General features: G+C 70.0%; 16 protein-coding genes. 3 read left to right on the top strand and 13 right to left on the bottom strand.

Features of this window, described 5'->3' with window-relative positions:
* Window positions 1-140: 140 nt before the first annotated feature.
* Window positions 141-773 (top strand): sigma-70 family RNA polymerase sigma factor, encoded by a 633-nt coding sequence (locus BJ970_RS10705; RefSeq protein WP_184726118.1) that lies wholly within the window; start codon window positions 141-143, stop codon window positions 771-773.
* 186 nt (window positions 774-959) lie between these two features.
* Window positions 960-1,847, top strand: a complete 888-nt coding sequence (locus BJ970_RS10700) for an HAD family hydrolase (protein WP_221467772.1) — start codon at window positions 960-962, stop codon at window positions 1,845-1,847.
* A gap of 139 nt (window positions 1,848-1,986) precedes the next feature.
* On the opposite strand, the gene BJ970_RS10695 is transcribed toward BJ970_RS10700, so the two are convergent.
* From BJ970_RS10695 to proC, 7 genes are all read right to left on the bottom strand, one after another.
* Window positions 1,987-2,397: a VOC family protein gene (locus tag BJ970_RS10695; RefSeq protein ID WP_184726116.1), complete on the bottom strand. Its 411-nt coding sequence runs from the start codon at window positions 2,395-2,397 to the stop codon at window positions 1,987-1,989.
* A 265-nt stretch (window positions 2,398-2,662) separates the two neighbouring features.
* The gene (locus tag BJ970_RS10690) at window positions 2,663-2,872 is read right to left on the bottom strand and encodes a hypothetical protein (protein ID WP_221467106.1); all 210 of its coding nucleotides are present in this window, start codon (window positions 2,870-2,872) and stop codon (window positions 2,663-2,665) included.
* Window positions 2,873-3,080: 208 nt separating this feature from the next.
* The gene (locus BJ970_RS10685; protein ID WP_184726115.1) at window positions 3,081-4,004 is read right to left on the bottom strand and encodes a lysophospholipid acyltransferase family protein; all 924 of its coding nucleotides are present in this window, start codon (window positions 4,002-4,004) and stop codon (window positions 3,081-3,083) included.
* A gap of 63 nt (window positions 4,005-4,067) precedes the next feature.
* Window positions 4,068-5,102 carry an NAD-dependent epimerase/dehydratase family protein gene (locus tag BJ970_RS10680; protein ID WP_184726114.1) on the bottom strand — a complete coding sequence of 345 codons (1,035 nt, stop codon included), beginning with the start codon at window positions 5,100-5,102 and terminating at the stop codon, window positions 4,068-4,070.
* A 215-nt stretch (window positions 5,103-5,317) separates the two neighbouring features.
* Window positions 5,318-5,419: a 30S ribosomal protein bS22 gene (locus tag BJ970_RS10675; RefSeq protein WP_010241351.1), complete on the bottom strand. Its 102-nt coding sequence runs from the start codon at window positions 5,417-5,419 to the stop codon at window positions 5,318-5,320.
* Between the two features lie 275 nt (window positions 5,420-5,694).
* Complete coding sequence (locus BJ970_RS10670; protein ID WP_029535864.1) at window positions 5,695-5,919, bottom strand: helix-turn-helix domain-containing protein; 225 nt, start codon at window positions 5,917-5,919, stop codon at window positions 5,695-5,697.
* 154 nt (window positions 5,920-6,073) lie between these two features.
* The gene (gene proC, locus BJ970_RS10665) at window positions 6,074-6,895 is read right to left on the bottom strand and encodes a pyrroline-5-carboxylate reductase (protein WP_184726113.1); all 822 of its coding nucleotides are present in this window, start codon (window positions 6,893-6,895) and stop codon (window positions 6,074-6,076) included.
* 173 nt (window positions 6,896-7,068) lie between these two features.
* On the opposite strand from proC, the gene BJ970_RS10660 reads away from it, so the two are divergent.
* Window positions 7,069-8,697 (top strand): long-chain fatty acid--CoA ligase, encoded by a 1,629-nt coding sequence (locus tag BJ970_RS10660; protein WP_184726112.1) that lies wholly within the window; start codon window positions 7,069-7,071, stop codon window positions 8,695-8,697.
* An 86-nt stretch (window positions 8,698-8,783) separates the two neighbouring features.
* Here the strand turns inward: BJ970_RS10660 and BJ970_RS10655 are convergent, their stop codons facing one another.
* The 6 genes from BJ970_RS10655 to BJ970_RS10630 all read right to left on the bottom strand — a co-directional run bounded on the left by BJ970_RS10655 (window position 8,784) and on the right by BJ970_RS10630 (window position 14,904).
* Window positions 8,784-9,572, bottom strand: coding sequence for a thioesterase family protein (locus BJ970_RS10655; protein WP_184726111.1), 789 nt, complete (start codon window positions 9,570-9,572; stop codon window positions 8,784-8,786).
* A gap of 160 nt (window positions 9,573-9,732) precedes the next feature.
* On the bottom strand, window positions 9,733-10,590 hold the full coding sequence (locus tag BJ970_RS10650; RefSeq protein WP_184726110.1) for a sugar phosphate isomerase/epimerase family protein: 858 nt from the start codon (window positions 10,588-10,590) through the stop codon (window positions 9,733-9,735).
* A gap of 49 nt (window positions 10,591-10,639) precedes the next feature.
* Window positions 10,640-11,773, bottom strand: a complete 1,134-nt coding sequence (locus BJ970_RS10645; protein WP_184726109.1) for an Rv0497 family membrane protein — start codon at window positions 11,771-11,773, stop codon at window positions 10,640-10,642.
* A complete protein-coding gene (locus tag BJ970_RS10640; RefSeq protein ID WP_184726108.1) occupies window positions 11,770-12,849 on the bottom strand; it encodes a Ppx/GppA family phosphatase in 1,080 nt (359 codons plus the stop codon). The genes BJ970_RS10645 and BJ970_RS10640 overlap by 4 nt, the downstream gene beginning before the upstream one ends.
* A 130-nt stretch (window positions 12,850-12,979) precedes the next feature.
* Window positions 12,980-13,660: a response regulator gene (locus tag BJ970_RS10635; protein WP_184726107.1), complete on the bottom strand. Its 681-nt coding sequence runs from the start codon at window positions 13,658-13,660 to the stop codon at window positions 12,980-12,982.
* Entirely contained in the window at window positions 13,657-14,904 is a 1,248-nt protein-coding gene (locus tag BJ970_RS10630) for a sensor histidine kinase (RefSeq protein ID WP_184726106.1), read from the bottom strand. The genes BJ970_RS10635 and BJ970_RS10630 overlap by 4 nt, the downstream gene beginning before the upstream one ends.
* Window positions 14,905-14,953: the final 49 nt, after the last annotated feature.

Genomic DNA, 14,953 nt, shown 5'->3' with positions numbered 1-14,953 from the left:
CGACCCGAACGAGCGACGCGACGCGCTCGGTCGGCTGTCGGAGGCGGGTGTCCCGCCGGACACCGCGACATGACACCGGCGCCGGTGCGTCCCACCGGCATCACGCCGGTCCGCCACAGACGGCAGGAGGTCGCAACGAGATGAGCAGCCCGAAGACGCTCGCACCCCCCGCCCCGTTCCGCAGCGTCGTCGCCCCGCTCGCTCCGCCGCCCCGGCCCGGCACCGAGAGCTGGGCCTACGTCAGCGCCGCGCAACGGGGCGACAACGACGCCTTCGGGCACCTCTATGACGAGTACGCCCAGATCGTCTACCGGTACGTGCTGTTCCGGGTCAGCGACCACTGCCTCGCCGAGGACATCACCAACGAGACCTTCCTGCGGGCGCTGCGCCGGATCGCTTCGATCACCTACCAGGGCCGCGACGTGGCGGCCTGGTTCATCACCATCGCCAAGAACCTCGTCCTCGACCACATCAAGTCCAGCCGGTACCGGCTGGAGATCCCCACCTCCGACCTCACCGACAACCTGGCGATCGGCCGGGCGCACTCCGGCCCGGAGCAGCACGTGCTCACCGAAGCCACCCACCGGGAGCTGCTGCGCTGCGTCCGGCAGCTGAATCCCGACCAGCGGGAATGCATCCGGCTGCGGTTCCTGCAGGGCCTGTCGGTGACCGAGACCGCGGTCGCGATGCAGCGCAACGAGGGCGCGGTGAAGGCCCTGCAGCACCGCGCGATCCGGCGGCTCGCGCAACTACTGCCGGATGATCTTCGCTAATCCGGTGGCCAGCCCGGCGGAGGTGCGCAAGCGTGGTTGCAGCCAGGTCTTAAGCTAGAAGCTGCTGAGCCGGTTCGGCCCGGGTCGGCAAGACCTGGAACTTCGCACGATGACACCGGAGGACCCCCGGGAGGCGCGGCGGTGCCGACACGTCAAGGCTCAGCCGATGGCGCGGACCAGAGCGGGCTGCGCGCGCCCGGAGCCGACCCGATCGACAGCGCGAAGGTCGCCGGTCGCGCCTCCGCCGAGGCCGCCGTCGCCGCCGCGCCCGGCCTGGACGCCTCGCTGGCCACCCCGCCCGACCTCACCGCCGCGGCGTTCTTCGACGTCGACAACACGATGATGATGGGCGCCTCGCTGTTCCACTTCGCCCGCGGCCTGGCCGCCCGCAAGTTCCTCACCGCCACCGACCTGGCCGGCTTCGCCTGGCAGCAGCTGAAGTTCCGGATCGGCGGCCGGGAGAATCCGCAGGACATGCAGGCCAGCCGGGAGCAGGCGCTCTCGTTCGTGGCCGGCCGCAAGGTCGCCGAGCTCGTCGAGCTCAGCGAGGAGATCTACGACGAGCTGATGGCCGACCGGATCTGGGCGGGCACCCGATCGCTGGCCCAGATGCACCTCGATGCGGGCCAGCGGGTTTGGTTGGTGACGGCGACGCCCGTGGAACTGGCCCAGATCATCGCGCGGCGGCTCGGACTGACCGGCGCGCTGGGCACGGTCGCCGACAGCGACAACGGGGTCTACACGGGTCGACTGGTCGGCGAGATGCTGCACGGCCGGGCCAAGGCGCACGCGGTGCGGGCGCTGGCCGCCAGCGAAGGACTGGACCTGCGCCGCTGCACGGCGTACTCGGACTCGGCCAACGACATCCCGATGCTGTCGGCGGTGGGCACGGCGGTGGCGGTGAATCCCGACCAGCGGCTGCGTGACATCGCCCGGGCTCGGGGCTGGGAAGTCCGCGACTTCCGGACGGGCCGCAAGGCCGCCCGAATCGGCCTCAATTCGATGCTCGGAGCCAGCGCGATCGCCGGAGCGGTGGCAGCAGGTCTCGCCTACCGGCGCCGCGACCGCTCGTGAGCGGCCGTTTCCGATCAGGACCGGAAACGACCGCTCGCCGAGCTTCGAAGCCGAGCGCGTACCAACCGGATTCGACCGCTGACCCCGGTGATCCGGCGCGCGACGCCGTTGCCGCCCGCGCCCGATCACCGGTCGCGGCTCACGAGCCGCTGATGTTGACCATCCAGGAAATGCCGAACTGGTCCACGCACATGCCGAATTCGTCACCCCACATCTGCTTCTCCAGCGGGACCTGCACCGTGCCGCTTTCGGACAGCTTCGCCCAGTAGCCGCGCAGCTCGTCGCCGGAGTCCCCGGTGAGGGCGACCGAGATGTTGCTGCCGGGATTGTGCTCCATCCCGGGCGGGGTGTCGGAGGCCATCAGCGTGAAACCGCTGTCGGTCTCCAAACTGGCGTGCATGATCTTGTCGGCGCTGGCCGGGTCCGGCGCGGCGCCCATATCTCCGAAGGTGGACAGCGTCAGATTGCCACCGAAGACGCTCTTGTAGAACTCCATGGCCTGCCGGGCAGTGCCGTCATAGCTGATGTACGGATTGAGACGAGAAGACACCGAATGCTCCTTGGTAGTAGCGGAAACGGCGTAATGCGATTCGGTTCTCGGAGGCTAACCGGATGCGGCGGATGCAGCACGGAGGAAAGCCCGAGCGCCAGCATGACCGCTACCCCTGACAGTGGCCAAGACGAAAGCCGGGCCGGTGCGGTGGCATCCCCGTCCACTGCACCGGCCCTTCCGAAGGCCGGGCGCACCCCTCCCGCTCGCACACCCGGACATCGGCGTCATTCGGGCGTCGGGAACGACGCCTTGCCGACCCGCTTCACGGCGAGGCGGATCCGCAGGGCCGTGATGATCTCCACGACGCCCAGGATGACCAGCCAGACCCCGCCGACAGGACCAGCAGCGTCACCGAGGCCAGCGGCGAGACGATCAGCACGATGCCTGCCAAGGTCGTGACGATGCCCATGAAGATCTGCCAGCCGCGCGCGGGCATCGAGCGGTCCGACGCCGCCGCGGTCGTCTGGGTCATGATGCATCCTTCCCACGAGACCGGCGTCGGCGCATTTCCGAAAGCCACGGATCATCAGTCCGGGTGGCCCGGCCAGGTTCGTTCTGACGGACGCACCGTCTGCCGGCCGCGGCAGCGGGCGAGCGCCGAACCCCGGCTCGAACCCGGTCGACCCTGATTCGACCGGTGACCGTCGGCTCGACTTCGGGACGCGAGCAGGCCCCGGCCGTCAGCCGAGGAAGACGTTGGTGCGTTGGGAAAGCAGCCGGTACAGGGTCTGCTGGATGATCTCGCGGACCTGGTCGCTGAGGCTGAAGATCAGCATCGGGTCGTCCGCCGCCCCCTCCGGGTACGACGAGGTCTCGATCGGTTCCCCGAACTCGATGTACCACTTGGACGGCAGCGGCACCGCACCGAGCGGCCCAAAGTGCGGGAACAGCGGCGTGACCGGGAAGTACGGCACCCCGAGCAGCCGCGCGAGCGGCTTGATGTCCGCCAGCTTCGGGTAGATCTCCTCCGCGCCGACGATGGCGCAGGGCACGATCGGCGCTCCGGTGCGCAGGGCCGCCGAGACGAATCCGCCGCGCCCGAAGCGCTGCAACTTGTACCGGTCCTTGAACGGCTTGCCGATGCCCTTGAAGCCTTCGGGCCACACGCCGACCAGCTCATCGTTGGTCAGCAACCGCTCCGCATCCGGGTTGCAGGCCAGCGTGTGCCCGGCCTTGCGCGCCAACGCGCCGAGCATCGGCATCCGGAACACCAGATCGGCTCCGAGCATCCGCAGGTGCCGGGCCGCCGGGTGGTGGTCGTGCACCGCGACCGTGGTCATCAGCGCATCCCACGGCAGCGTGCCGGAGTGGTTGGCCACCACGAGCGCACCGCGTTCCGCGGGCACATGGTGCCCACCGATCACCTCGGCCCGGAACCACTTCTCGTAGAACGGCCGCAGCATGCGGAGGAAGACCTCGTCGGTCAGCTCCTGGTCGAAGCCGAACTCGTCGACTTCGTAGTCACCGAGCAACCGCCGACGGGCAAACGCGAGCATGTCGATGACGGCGTCTTCCCATCCCGGCTGGTCCGGCCCCGCCGGCTCCGAGGCGCGCAACTGCTCCCGGTCCGCCGCGCGCAGCGGAATCACCTGCGCATCCGCCATCACGCCCCCACATCCGGCCGAGCATGAGCACCGAACGTGCGGTTGTCGCTCATTCCGCCTCCATCACCGCAGCTTCGCCAATAGGTCTCCGGCGCTGCGCTCCAACGCCATGACGGTCTCCGGGTCGACCACCGGCCGCAGGCCCCGGCCGCGCACGAAGTCGTCGAATGCCTGCCGGGTCGTCCAGCGCGGGTTGAACCCGAACTCCCCGCGCAGCCTCGTGGTGTCCAGCACGCGGCCGAAGTTGAGGTACCGCAGCTGCTCCGGCGAGAAATCGACCAGGCGGGCGCTGCGGAAGAACTGGGTCAGCGGCGACACCGTAATGCTCGGCAACGGTATCGCGACGCGACCGGCGCGCCGGATCGCCTGCGAGAGCATCAACACCCCCGCACCGGCCACGTTGAACACACCAGGCCGCTCCGCCATCGTCGCCCGCTCCAGCACCGCCAGGGCGTCCTCGGAATGCAGCAGCTGCAGCCGCGCATCGAAACCTAGCACCGTCGGCACCACCGGCAGCGAGAAGTAGCGGGTGAGGACGGCGTCGATGCGCGGGCCGATCAGGTTGCTGAACCGCAGCGTGGTGATGTCCACGTCGGGCCGCCGCCGGCCGAAGCCGCGCACGTAGCCCTCGATCTCCACCGCGTCCTTGGCGTAGCCGGAGGACGGCAGGTCCTTCGGCTCGATGTCCTCGGTGAACACCGCCGGGTCCCGCGAGCTCGACCCGTAGACGGCACAGGTCGACCGGACCACCACCTTGCGCACCAGTGGCGACTGCTGGCAGGCGGCCAGCAGCTGCATGGTGCCGATGACGTTCATCTCCTTCATCGTGGCCCGCCCACCGGGCGCGGAGTGGGAATTGACCGCCGCGTGCACCACGGTGTCGACCCGGGCGTTGGAGATCACCTTGCTGATCAGCGGGTTGCGGATGTCGGCGCGGACGAACTCGGTGCGTCCCATCCGGCGCAGCAAATCGCGACCGGGCTGCACGGTGTCCACCCCGAGAACCCGCTCCACCGCCGGGTTGGCCGCCAGCCGCGCCGCGAGGTGTCCGCCCAGGAAGCGGCTGACACCCGTCACCAGCACGACATTCGGGCCCATGTCCCTCCCTGCGCTCTCCGGCACGGCCGACGATTGCGATGCTACCGCCGACTGCGCCGGTCACCTGCGCACAACAGGGTCGGAACAACGAGGGGCCGGAACAACGGGTCGGTTGGCGAAGCCGGGGGGACCGGACAGTATGTGAGGCCCGTCCGGATTCCGGGGCCAGCCAAAAACAACCGCCGCCGACCCTGCGGTCGACGGCGGTGCGCAGGTCACTTGCCCAATTTGCGACGCTGAACGCGCGTCTTGCGGAGCAGCTTGCGGTGCTTCTTCTTGGACATGCGCTTGCGGCGCTTCTTGATGACCGAGCCCATGCGGACTCCTTCACTCTTGACGGCAGTTCGAACGTCTCCCGCACCGGTGCAAGCCGCATGAGCGCGCGCACCTGGCACGACCAACCCAAAACTTTACCTGCCCAGGTGTCCGGGCCTGCCGCCGTGGTCCTCGAAACGCCGGTGGGCACCCGCAACCGGCCGCGGCGCGGCGACTAGGCGCGGGGCGCCGGTGGGAGCCGCGAGCCTGCTGGGCCGCGCTGACCGCCCAACAAACTCACGGCCGACCACCTGGGCGAATACCAGGCCAGTCGATGTCAGCCCGCGTTGTAGTAGGCGCTCTCCAGATACGCGTGGACATCCTTCTCGGCGACCCGAAACGAACGTCCCACCCGTGCCGCGGGTAGCTCGCCGGCATGCACGAGCCGGTAGACCGTCATCTTCGACACCCGCATCAGCTTGGCGACCTCTGCAACGGTGAGGAACCGCACCTGGCCCATGCTCGGCGGCGCCTGCTGGCTGGGTTCGGAGTTCGCAGACATGCTTCACCGTGCCCTTCGGCACGTGTCGCGCCGTCGGCTTCCCCTCCGACGGAAACCTCACGCACGTGCTCTATCGAGAGTAGCGGGACACACGGGACACCTGCGATGGTCGAACGACCCCCCTGCTCCTGAGTAGTTCGCACCAGGCCAGACCTCAGGCGGGCTTGTCCTCCTCGTGGGCTCTGCCCAGCTCCACGGAGCGATCGCGGGCCGCCTCGATGGCGTCGATGAGCGCCGCCCGCACGCCGTGCTTCTCCAGTTCCCGGATCCCGGCGATGGTCGTGCCCGCCGGCGACGTGACCGCCTCACGCAGCATCACCGGGTGGCCGCCGCCCTCGCGGAGCATGGCCGCCGCGCCGACCGCGGACTGCACGATCAGGTCCGCGGCGGTGGCCCGCGGGATGCCCAGCAGGATGCCTGCGTCGATCATGGCCTCCACCAGGTAGAAGAAGTACGCCGGGCCGGAGCCGGACAGCGCGGTCACCGCGTCCTGCTGGCTCTCCGGTACCCGCGCGACCTTGCCGACGCTGCCGAGCAGTTCCTCGACCAGCGCCAGGTCTGCGTCCGCGGCGTGCGCGCCGCCGGAGATCGCGCTCATCGCCTCGCCGACCAGCATCGGGGTGTTCGGCATGACCCGGACCACCGCGGTGCCGGCGGGCAGGCGGCGCTCGAACAGCTTCGTCGGCAGGCCGGCGCACAGCGACACCACGAGCTTGCCGCCGGGCAGGTTCGGTGCCATCTCATCCAGCAGCGGTTCGATGTCCTGCGGCTTGACGGCGACGACGATGACATCCGCGCGCTGTACCGCGTCGGCCACGTCGACGTGCGTGATGCCGTAGGCCTTGGTCAGCTCGGCGGCTCGCGTCGGGAACCGTTCGGTGAACAGCAGATCCGCAGGAGCGCGCCCCGCCTTCAGCAGCCCCGACAGCAGGGATTCCCCGATCTTTCCGGCTCCGAGTACGGCGATCGTCGTCATGCCGCTCAGGGTGCCAGACCACGCTGCGCAGGCGGCACGAAACCGTCGGTGCGCGCGGCTTGGCGAGCTCCCGAAGGTCGAATTCGGCGTTAGTGTGGCTGCCACCACAGCAGCGCCCACCGCGGCGGAGCGATCTTTCGCGCATGAGTGACCAGCACAAAGGAGCTCAGATCATGTTCAGCACGATGCAGGACGCCCCCCTTTCGATCGCGAGAATCCTCCAGCAGGGCAGCGGACCGCACGGTGCCTCCGCCGAGGTCGTGACCTGGACCGGCGAAGGGGCGCGACGCAGCAGCTACGCGGAGGTCGGCCGCCGAGCCGCACGGCTGGCGCACGCGCTGCGCGACCTCGGCGTCACCGGCGACCAGCGGGTCGGCACGTTCATGTGGAACAACGCCGAGCACCTGGCGGCGTACTTCGCGGTGCCGTCGATGGGAGCGGTGCTGCACACCCTGAACATCAGGCTGTTCCCCGACCAGCTGTGCTACGTCGCCAACCATGCCGAGGACCAGGTCGTGCTGGTCGATTCGACGCTGCTGCCGCTGTTCCAGAAGCTGCTGCCGGAGCTGAGGACGGTGCGGCACGTGATCGTCGTGGGCGGCGACAAGGCGGCGCTGGAGGCGCCCACCGGGGTGGAGGTGCACGGGCACGAGGAACTGCTGGACGGCCGGCCGGAGGAGTTCGACTGGCCCGAGCTCGATGAACGTTCGGCCGCCGCGATGTGCTACACCTCCGGCACCACCGCGAGCCCTAAGGGCGTCGTCTACTCGCACCGGTCGGTCTACCTGCACTCGATGCAGGTGTGCATGACCGACGGCATGGCCATGTCGCAGGCGGACCGGTCGCTGGCCGTGGTGCCGATGTTCCACGCGATGTCGTGGGGCCTGCCGTACGCGGCGTTCATGGTCGGCGCCTCGCTGATCATGCCGGACCGGTTCCTGCAGCCGGAGCCCTTGGTGAAGATGATCGCCGAGGAACGCCCGACGATGGCCGCGGCGGTGCCGACGATCTGGCAGGGCGTGCTGCAGTACCTGGACGCGGATCCGCATGACATGTCGTCGCTGCGGGAGGTCGTGGTCGGCGGTGCGGCGTGCCCGCCGTCGTTGATGAAGGCATTCGAGGAGAAGTACGACATCTCCGTGCTGCACGCGTGGGGCATGACCGAGACCTCGCCGCTGGGCAGCGTGGCCCGGCCGCCGGTGGGCATCACCGGCGAGCAGCGCTGGACCTACCGGGCAAGCCAGGGACGGCTGCCCGCCGGGGTGCAGGGCCGGCTGGTCGGCGACGACGCCCGGGTACTGCCCTGGGACGGCAAGAGCGTCGGCGAGCTGGAGGTTCGTGGGCCCTGGATCGCCGGGGCTTACTACGGCGACGACGACCCGGAGAAGTTCCGCGACGGCTGGCTACGCACCGGCGACGTCGGGTTCATCACGCCGGACGGCTTCGTGCGGCTGACCGACCGGGCCAAGGACGTGATCAAGTCCGGCGGCGAGTGGATCTCGTCGGTCGACCTGGAGAACAAGGTCATGGCCCACCCGGCGGTGGCCGAGGCGATGGTCATCGGCGTGCCGGACGAGAAGTGGTCCGAGCGGCCGATGGTGGCCGTGGTGCTCCGTGAGGGCCAGCAGGCCGACGCGGCCGAGCTGCGCGAGTTCCTGTCCGGCGAGGTCGCGCGCTGGCAGCTGCCGGAGTACTGGACGTTCATCCCGGAGGCACCGAAGACCAGCGTCGGCAAGTTCGACAAGAAGCGGCTCCGCAGGCAGCACGCCGATGGCGAACTCGACATCACGCACCTGACCTGAGCCACCGACTCGGCGATTCCGATGGAAATCGGCCCGAAACCCCAGGGCGACTTGCTTTCCCTTGAAATCGCCGCCGGTGCACCCGGTCAGGGGGCGATGGCGAGTTGCCGAGCCTGGCAGATCAGGCGGCCGACCGAGTCGATCACCATGACGTCCTCGTCGAACCACTTGTCGTGCACGGCGCGGCAGTCAACCAGCAGCCGCAGCCAGCCGTTCGCCGGATGCGACCGCAGCAGGGCGGTGAGCTGCACCGTCGGAGCCCAGCCGCTCCGGCCGAGGTTCATCGTCACTGGCACCGTCAGATCCCCGGCGACCAGGCCGAACAGCAGATCCGGCTGCGCCTCCCGGGGCTTGACCCACAGGCGCAGCCGCGGCTCACCGGTGTCGCCATTGAGGAAATCCGCCGTATTCGCGTCCAACCGCATGTCGCAGACCCGCGACAGCGCGAAGAACTTCCAGGCCTCCGTCACGGCGAGGTCGACCGAGGTCGACGGCGGATTCACCGGCATGTCGGGCAGATCCGACCACGTGGGCTCCACCGCGGGCACCTTGCCGAGGGCGGCGGTGGCATCCACACAGGTCTGGCCGCTCTGCTCCAGCAGCGCGCGGACCGAGGTCAGCGTGCTGCCGGACTTGAGCACCTCGGTCCGGATCAGCACCGGGCCGACCCGGGGCGGGCGGAGGAACTGCGCGCTGACCGACAGCGGCTCCAGCCCGGTCACGTCACCGAGGGCCCGGGCCAGCAACGCGAGCAGGTAGCCGCCGTGCGGACGGTCTCCGACTGCCCATTCGGGATGAAGGTTGGCGACGAAGCTACCGTCGCCCAGCGATCGCACCGAAGTGGCCGCCGCGAAAGGATCCAGGACCTCGGTCACGTAACGTCCAGCGGGCGGACGCACTCGGTGACCGAAGAGCGCAACGGGTTCATGTTCACCGATTCTAGTGACCTTCGACGAAGTTGATCACTAGGCATCACTTAGCCGCCCTAACCTCCTCGACGCTGCCTTCGAAGACCGAACTCCCACGGGTGGTTGATCAGGTGGCTCGCAGCGGTTCCAGGTGCAGGCGGGCGAACAGCAGGGCTTCGGCCAGCAATGCCGCACGCTGCTGGGGATTGCGCGCCTTGCGCGTGTTGATCTCCAGCACGACGGCGCCCTCGTACCCGTCCGCGGCCAGTGCCTCGCACACCTCCGCGCACGGCTGGCTGCCCTGCCCCGGCACCAAGTGCTCGTCCCGCGACGCTCCGGTCCCGTCGGCCAGGTGCACGTGTGCCAGGCCGTCCTTCATCCGCTTCAGCAGCTCGATGGCGTCCATGTGCGCCGCAGCCGCGTGCGACAGGTCGAGCGTGTAGTTGCGGAAGCCGACCTCCGTCGGATCCGGTGAGGGCTTGAATGCCGACAACCCGCTGCTCTTGCCGCCGCGCAGCCGGTTCAGCGTGCTCGGCGGGCGCAGCGGGAACATGTTCTCCACCGCGATCGAGATCCCGCTGGTCTCCTCCAGCTCCGCGACCAACTCGCCGAACCGGTCGGCGTAGCGGCGCTGCCACCGAAACGGCGGGTGCACGACGACCGTTGAAGCGCCCAGCTCGCTGGCCACCACCACGGACCGCCGTAGTCGCTCCTCCGGCTCCGGCGACCAGACCCGCTGCGTGATCAGCAGGCAGGGCGCGTGGACCGCCAGGATCGGCACGCCGTGCAGCTCGGAAAGCCGATGCAGCGCCGATACGTCCTGGCTGACCGCGTCGGCCCAGACCATCACCTCGACCCCGTCGAAACCGAGGTCGGCGGCCATTTCGAACGCCGTCCGCGCCGGCTGCGGCCAAACCGACGCGCTGGAGAGCCCGACCGGGATCCGGCCGGGGACGTCCTCGCGCTGTGGTGGTTGCACTGTCATTGCCTGCCCAGCATGACCGACGGACGGTGGGCGGTTGCGCACCGGTGGCTCACGAGTGGCTGAACAACAGCAGTGCCGCGGGCGACACGGTGCAGAACAAGCCGACCAGCACCGCCAGCAGGATCGTCTGGAGATCGTTGGTGCGCAAGAACTTCCACGCGATGAACACCAGCAGACCGGTGACCACCAGCGCGGCGCCCAGCGCGGCCAGCGCGTGGGTTCCCCACAACCAGCGGAAACCGACCCAGACCAGGCCACCGCCGACCAGACCGGCGACGCCCTGTGCCGCGAGCGTGCCCCACTCCTTGCGAGCGGAGGCGGGTTCCTCCTCGGCCTCGTCTTCGTGGTAGTCGTCCGCGTCCAGGCCAGCGGGCAGCTCGGGATCGTAGTCGTCCTCGGCGTATTCAACCTCGGGCTCGTCGTAGGGCTCGAAGTCGTACGGGTCCTCCGGCTCGGCCCGTTCCTCCGGCTGCTGCGGAGCCGGCGGGTAGGCCAGCACCGCGGTGCCTTCCGGATCGGGTTCGGACGGTGCCGGAACCCGCGGCAGCTGCTCCGTGACCCCCTCCGGCGGGGTGGGCTTCGGCGGGGCGGGCGGGGCAGGCGGTGCCGGTGGCGGCCCGTCCTGTGGGCCCGTGCGGCGCAACGCCGGCTGTTGGATCGTCGCCTCGACATCGCCTTCCGGCGGTGCAGCAGGCGTCGACGCCTTGCCCTGGCTCCCCTTGCCCCGGCCCGCGCTGGAGAACCGCTGCGCCCAGTAGCTCGCACCGGCGGCCGGCTCAGCAGGCGGTTCCGGTGTCGGCGGTTCCGGGGCGGGCGCGGCGGCAGGTGCCGCGGCCTGCGGCGGAGGCGGCGCGACGGGCGGCTGGGCGGCCGGCTGTTGCGCAGCCGGAGATTGTCCCGTCGAGGGCGGCGGAGCGGGAGGCTGCGCGGCGGGTTCCGGAGGGCCCTGCGGGCCCGCGCGGTGGCTGCGGCGCTGCGGCGGCTCTTCGTCGGGCTGCACGGCGCGCATCTGGCCGCTGTCGGACAGCACCCGATCGATGATCGCCTGCGGCGCGGTCTCGGTCGGGTCCTCGGCTCTCCTGCGCCGGCGCCGGGAACTCTTCTGCGAGCTACCGCCGTATTCGGCGAGCAATTCCGCCACGGTGCGCTGGGTGGGCTGATCGGCCCCACTGTCCCGACTCATCGCTCCCACCGTGCCCCGTGCTGCGCCTGTCGTCCAGTTCCGTTCGCGGGCCCCGCCTCCGCGCGTCCCGAATCCGGAAGACCCGGATCCGGAAGTCCTGCCTCCGAAAGCCCCAGTGTCGTCCGGGCCTGAATGGCAGTGTGACTGTCTCCATTCGTGTGGTCCAGCCGCCGCAAGATCACGCCCTCCCGCAACGCCCACGGGCAGATGTCGAGTTCCTCCAGCTCCAGCGCGCGCATGGTGGCCTCCGCCACCAGTGCCCCGCCGACCAACTGGTGGGCTCGCGCGCCGCTGACCCCGTCGAGGGTGGCCAGATCGGACGACGACATGCGGGTGATGAACGCGAGCAGCTGCCGCAAGCCGGTCTCGGTGAGCGTGCGCGGCACCCGCGGCCCCGCCGACGCCGGTGCCGCACCCGTCAGCCGGGCCAGCGAGCGGAACGTCTTGGAGCTGGCCACGGCACGGTCGGGGCGACCCAGCTTGCGGAACCGCTTGGCGGCGGGTGCCAGCTGGCCCTGCAGCCATTCGCGCAGCTTCTTCACCTCGTCCTGCCTCGGCGGGTCGTGCAGCATCGTGCGAGCCAGCCGCCCGGCACCCAGCGGCAACGACACCGCCAGGTCGGGCTGCTCGTCAATGCCCACCGCCAGCTCCAGCGAACCCCCGCCGATGTCGAGCATCAGCAGGTTGCCCGCCGACCAGCCGTACCAGCGGCGGGCCGCCAGGAAGGTGAACCGGGCCTCGTCCTCGCCCGGCAGCACCTCCAGCTCGATGCCGGTCTCGGCGCGCACCCGAGCCAGCACCTCGGTGGCGTTGTCCGCGTCGCGGATCGCCGAGGTGGCGAAGGCCATCAGCTCCTCGCACCCGGCCGCGATGGCCGCCTCCTGTGCGTCGGCGACGGTGCGGATGAGCTCCTCGGCGTCCTCCTCGGCGAGTCGGCCGCCGTACGCACCGATCCGCTCGGCCAGCCGCAGCACGGTTTTCTCCGATGTCATCGGGGTCGGATGGGCACCACGATGCGCGTCCACCACGAGGAGGTGGACCGTGTTGGATCCGACGTCGAGCACCCCTAGGCGCATGTCCGACAAATTACCGGCTGCGCATGCCGATGGGCGCGAGGTGGGGCGGCAAACGGCTTACCCGGGCACCTCGCGTACCCATCGGACCTCGTCGATCGGGGCGGCAGTGCGCCACGTCACGCGGCCAACATCACGCCTCGAACTTGTACCCGAGGCCACGGACGGTGATCAGGTAGCGCGGGTCCGTCGGGTCCGGCTCGACCTTCGAGCGCAGCCGCTTGACGTGCACGTCCAGCGTCTTGGTGTCGCCGACGTAGTCCGCGCCCCACACCCGGTCGATGAGCTGGCCGCGGGTGAGCACCCGGCCGACGTTGCGCAGCAGGTACTCCAGCAGGTCGAACTCCTTGAGCGGCAGGTTGACGTCCGCACCGTCGACGGTCACCACGTGGCGCTCCACGTCCATCCGCACCGGCCCGGCCGCCAGCACCTGCGGCTGCAACTCCTCGGCCTCGCCCCGCCGCCGCAGGACCGCGCGCACCCGCGCGATCAGCTCCCGCGCCGAGTAGGGCTTCGTGACGTAGTCGTCAGCGCCGAGCTCCAGGCCCACGACCTTGTCGATCTCGCTGTCCCGCGCGGTCACCATGATCACCGGGACCGACGAGCGCTGGCGCAGCTGCTTGCACACGTCGGTGCCGCTCATGCCCGGCAGCATCAGGTCGAGCAGCACGATGTCCGCGCCGTTTCGGTCGAACTCGTCCAACGCCTCCGGACCGTTCGCGGCGACTGCCGCCGTGAAGCCCTCCTTGCGAAGCAGGAAGGCAAGTGGGTCGGCGAAGGACTCCTCGTCCTCCACGATCAGCACCCTGGTCACCGGACTCCTCCCGTTTCGACGGTTATGACCCCGTCCGCACTCTCGGTCCCGGAACGGGCGATACTGCCCGCGCGGTCCACTGATGACGCCGGCTCTGCGGCCGGCTGGCCGTCGTTCGGGCCGCCATGCCGGGGCACCCGAAGCGTGAAAGTGGACCCGGTGCCGGGACGGCTCCACAACTTGACTTCGCCACCGTGGTTGGCAGCGACGTGCTTGACGATGGCCAGCCCCAGACCGGTGCCACCGGTGGCGCGGGACCGCGCCGGATCCACCCGGAAGAACCGCTCGAACACCCGTTCGTGGAAGTCGGGTTCGATCCCGATGCCCCGGTCGGTGACCGCGATTTCCACGAAGTCGCTGGACAACCGCCGGCTTATCGACACCGGGCTGCCCGGCGGCGAATACGACACCGCGTTGTCGATCAGGTTGCTCAGCGCGGTGACCAGCAGCGTCCGGTCCCCGTCCAGCAGGTAGCCGGTGGGCTCGTCGAGGGTGATCTCGATCCCCGCCGACTCGGCGGCCAGCCGACAGCGGCCTAGCGCCTCCTCCACCACGGCATCGACGTCGACCGTGGTCAACTCGGGCAACCGCTCGGCGCCCTGCAGCCGGGACAGCGCGATCAGCTCGGAGACCAAAGTTCCCAGCCGGGTCGATTCGTGCAGGATCTTGGTGGAAAACCGCCGCACCTCTTCGACGTCATCGGCGGCGTCCAGCACCGCCTCGGCCAGCAACGCGAGCGCCCCGACCGGGGTCTTGAGCTCGTGGCTGACGTTCGCGACGAAGTCCCGGCGGGTGGCTTCCAGGCGGACCGAGTCGGACTCGTCGGCGGCGTCGACGGCGGCGAAGCCGTTTCCTAGCGGGCGAACTTCGCCGAGCACCGCGGCCGGGCCGCGACCGCGCAGCGCCGTGCCGGCGCGGTTCAGCGGGGAGAGGTCGACGGGCACCGGCTCACCGGTCAGCAGGGCCTGTTCCGCGGCCTTGCGGGCGCGCGGGTCGGCCTGATGGTCCCGGACGAGGCCGAGTTCGTCGGCCCGCGGGTTGTGCAGCACCACGTCGCCGAACTTGTTGAGCACCACCACGCCGCTGTCCCCTGTGTGCACCAGCCGCTGGAGCAGCTCGGCGACGGTGGGGCCTTCGGGCCTGGTTCGGCGGTAGCGCCGGGTCACCCGAGCTGCGACGAAGCCGCCGGCTGCGCCCACCAGGAGCGCGGCGATGATCAGGGCGGTGTAGCCCAATGCGGTCACGCTTGCATCGTAAGCAAGCCGGGGTAGGGAAAGGCCAGTCTACGAGGGC

It is taken from the genome of Saccharopolyspora phatthalungensis, assembly GCF_014203395.1.
GTDB classification, from domain to species: Bacteria; Actinomycetota; Actinomycetes; order Mycobacteriales; family Pseudonocardiaceae; genus Saccharopolyspora; species Saccharopolyspora phatthalungensis.
Note: the sequence above shows the minus strand (reverse complement) of the source record. Positions and strands in the feature narration are given on the sequence as shown.

Excerpts from the sequence above, each read along its gene's own strand:
- BJ970_RS10670 (WP_029535864.1), bottom strand. The coding sequence starts at position 5,919 with ATGTCTGCGAACTCCGAACCCAGCCAGCAGGCGCCGCCGAGCATGGGC.
- BJ970_RS10650 (WP_184726110.1), bottom strand. The coding sequence starts at position 10,590 with ATGACAGTGCAACCACCACAGCGCGAGGACGTCCCCGGCCGGATCCCG.
- BJ970_RS10645 (WP_184726109.1), bottom strand. The coding sequence starts at position 11,773 with ATGAGTCGGGACAGTGGGGCCGATCAGCCCACCCAGCGCACCGTGGCG.
- BJ970_RS10705 (WP_184726118.1), top strand. The coding sequence starts at position 141 with ATGAGCAGCCCGAAGACGCTCGCACCCCCCGCCCCGTTCCGCAGCGTC.
- BJ970_RS10685 (WP_184726115.1), bottom strand. The coding sequence starts at position 4,004 with ATGGCGGATGCGCAGGTGATTCCGCTGCGCGCGGCGGACCGGGAGCAG.
- BJ970_RS10675 (WP_010241351.1), bottom strand. The coding sequence starts at position 5,419 with ATGGGCTCGGTCATCAAGAAGCGCCGCAAGCGCATGTCCAAGAAGAAG.
- BJ970_RS10660 (WP_184726112.1), top strand. The coding sequence starts at position 7,069 with ATGTTCAGCACGATGCAGGACGCCCCCCTTTCGATCGCGAGAATCCTC.
- BJ970_RS10680 (WP_184726114.1), bottom strand. The coding sequence starts at position 5,102 with ATGGGCCCGAATGTCGTGCTGGTGACGGGTGTCAGCCGCTTCCTGGGC.
- proC (WP_184726113.1), bottom strand. The coding sequence starts at position 6,895 with ATGACGACGATCGCCGTACTCGGAGCCGGAAAGATCGGGGAATCCCTG.
- BJ970_RS10640 (WP_184726108.1), bottom strand. The coding sequence starts at position 12,849 with ATGCGCCTAGGGGTGCTCGACGTCGGATCCAACACGGTCCACCTCCTC.
- BJ970_RS10690 (WP_221467106.1), bottom strand. The coding sequence starts at position 2,872 with ATGACCCAGACGACCGCGGCGGCGTCGGACCGCTCGATGCCCGCGCGC.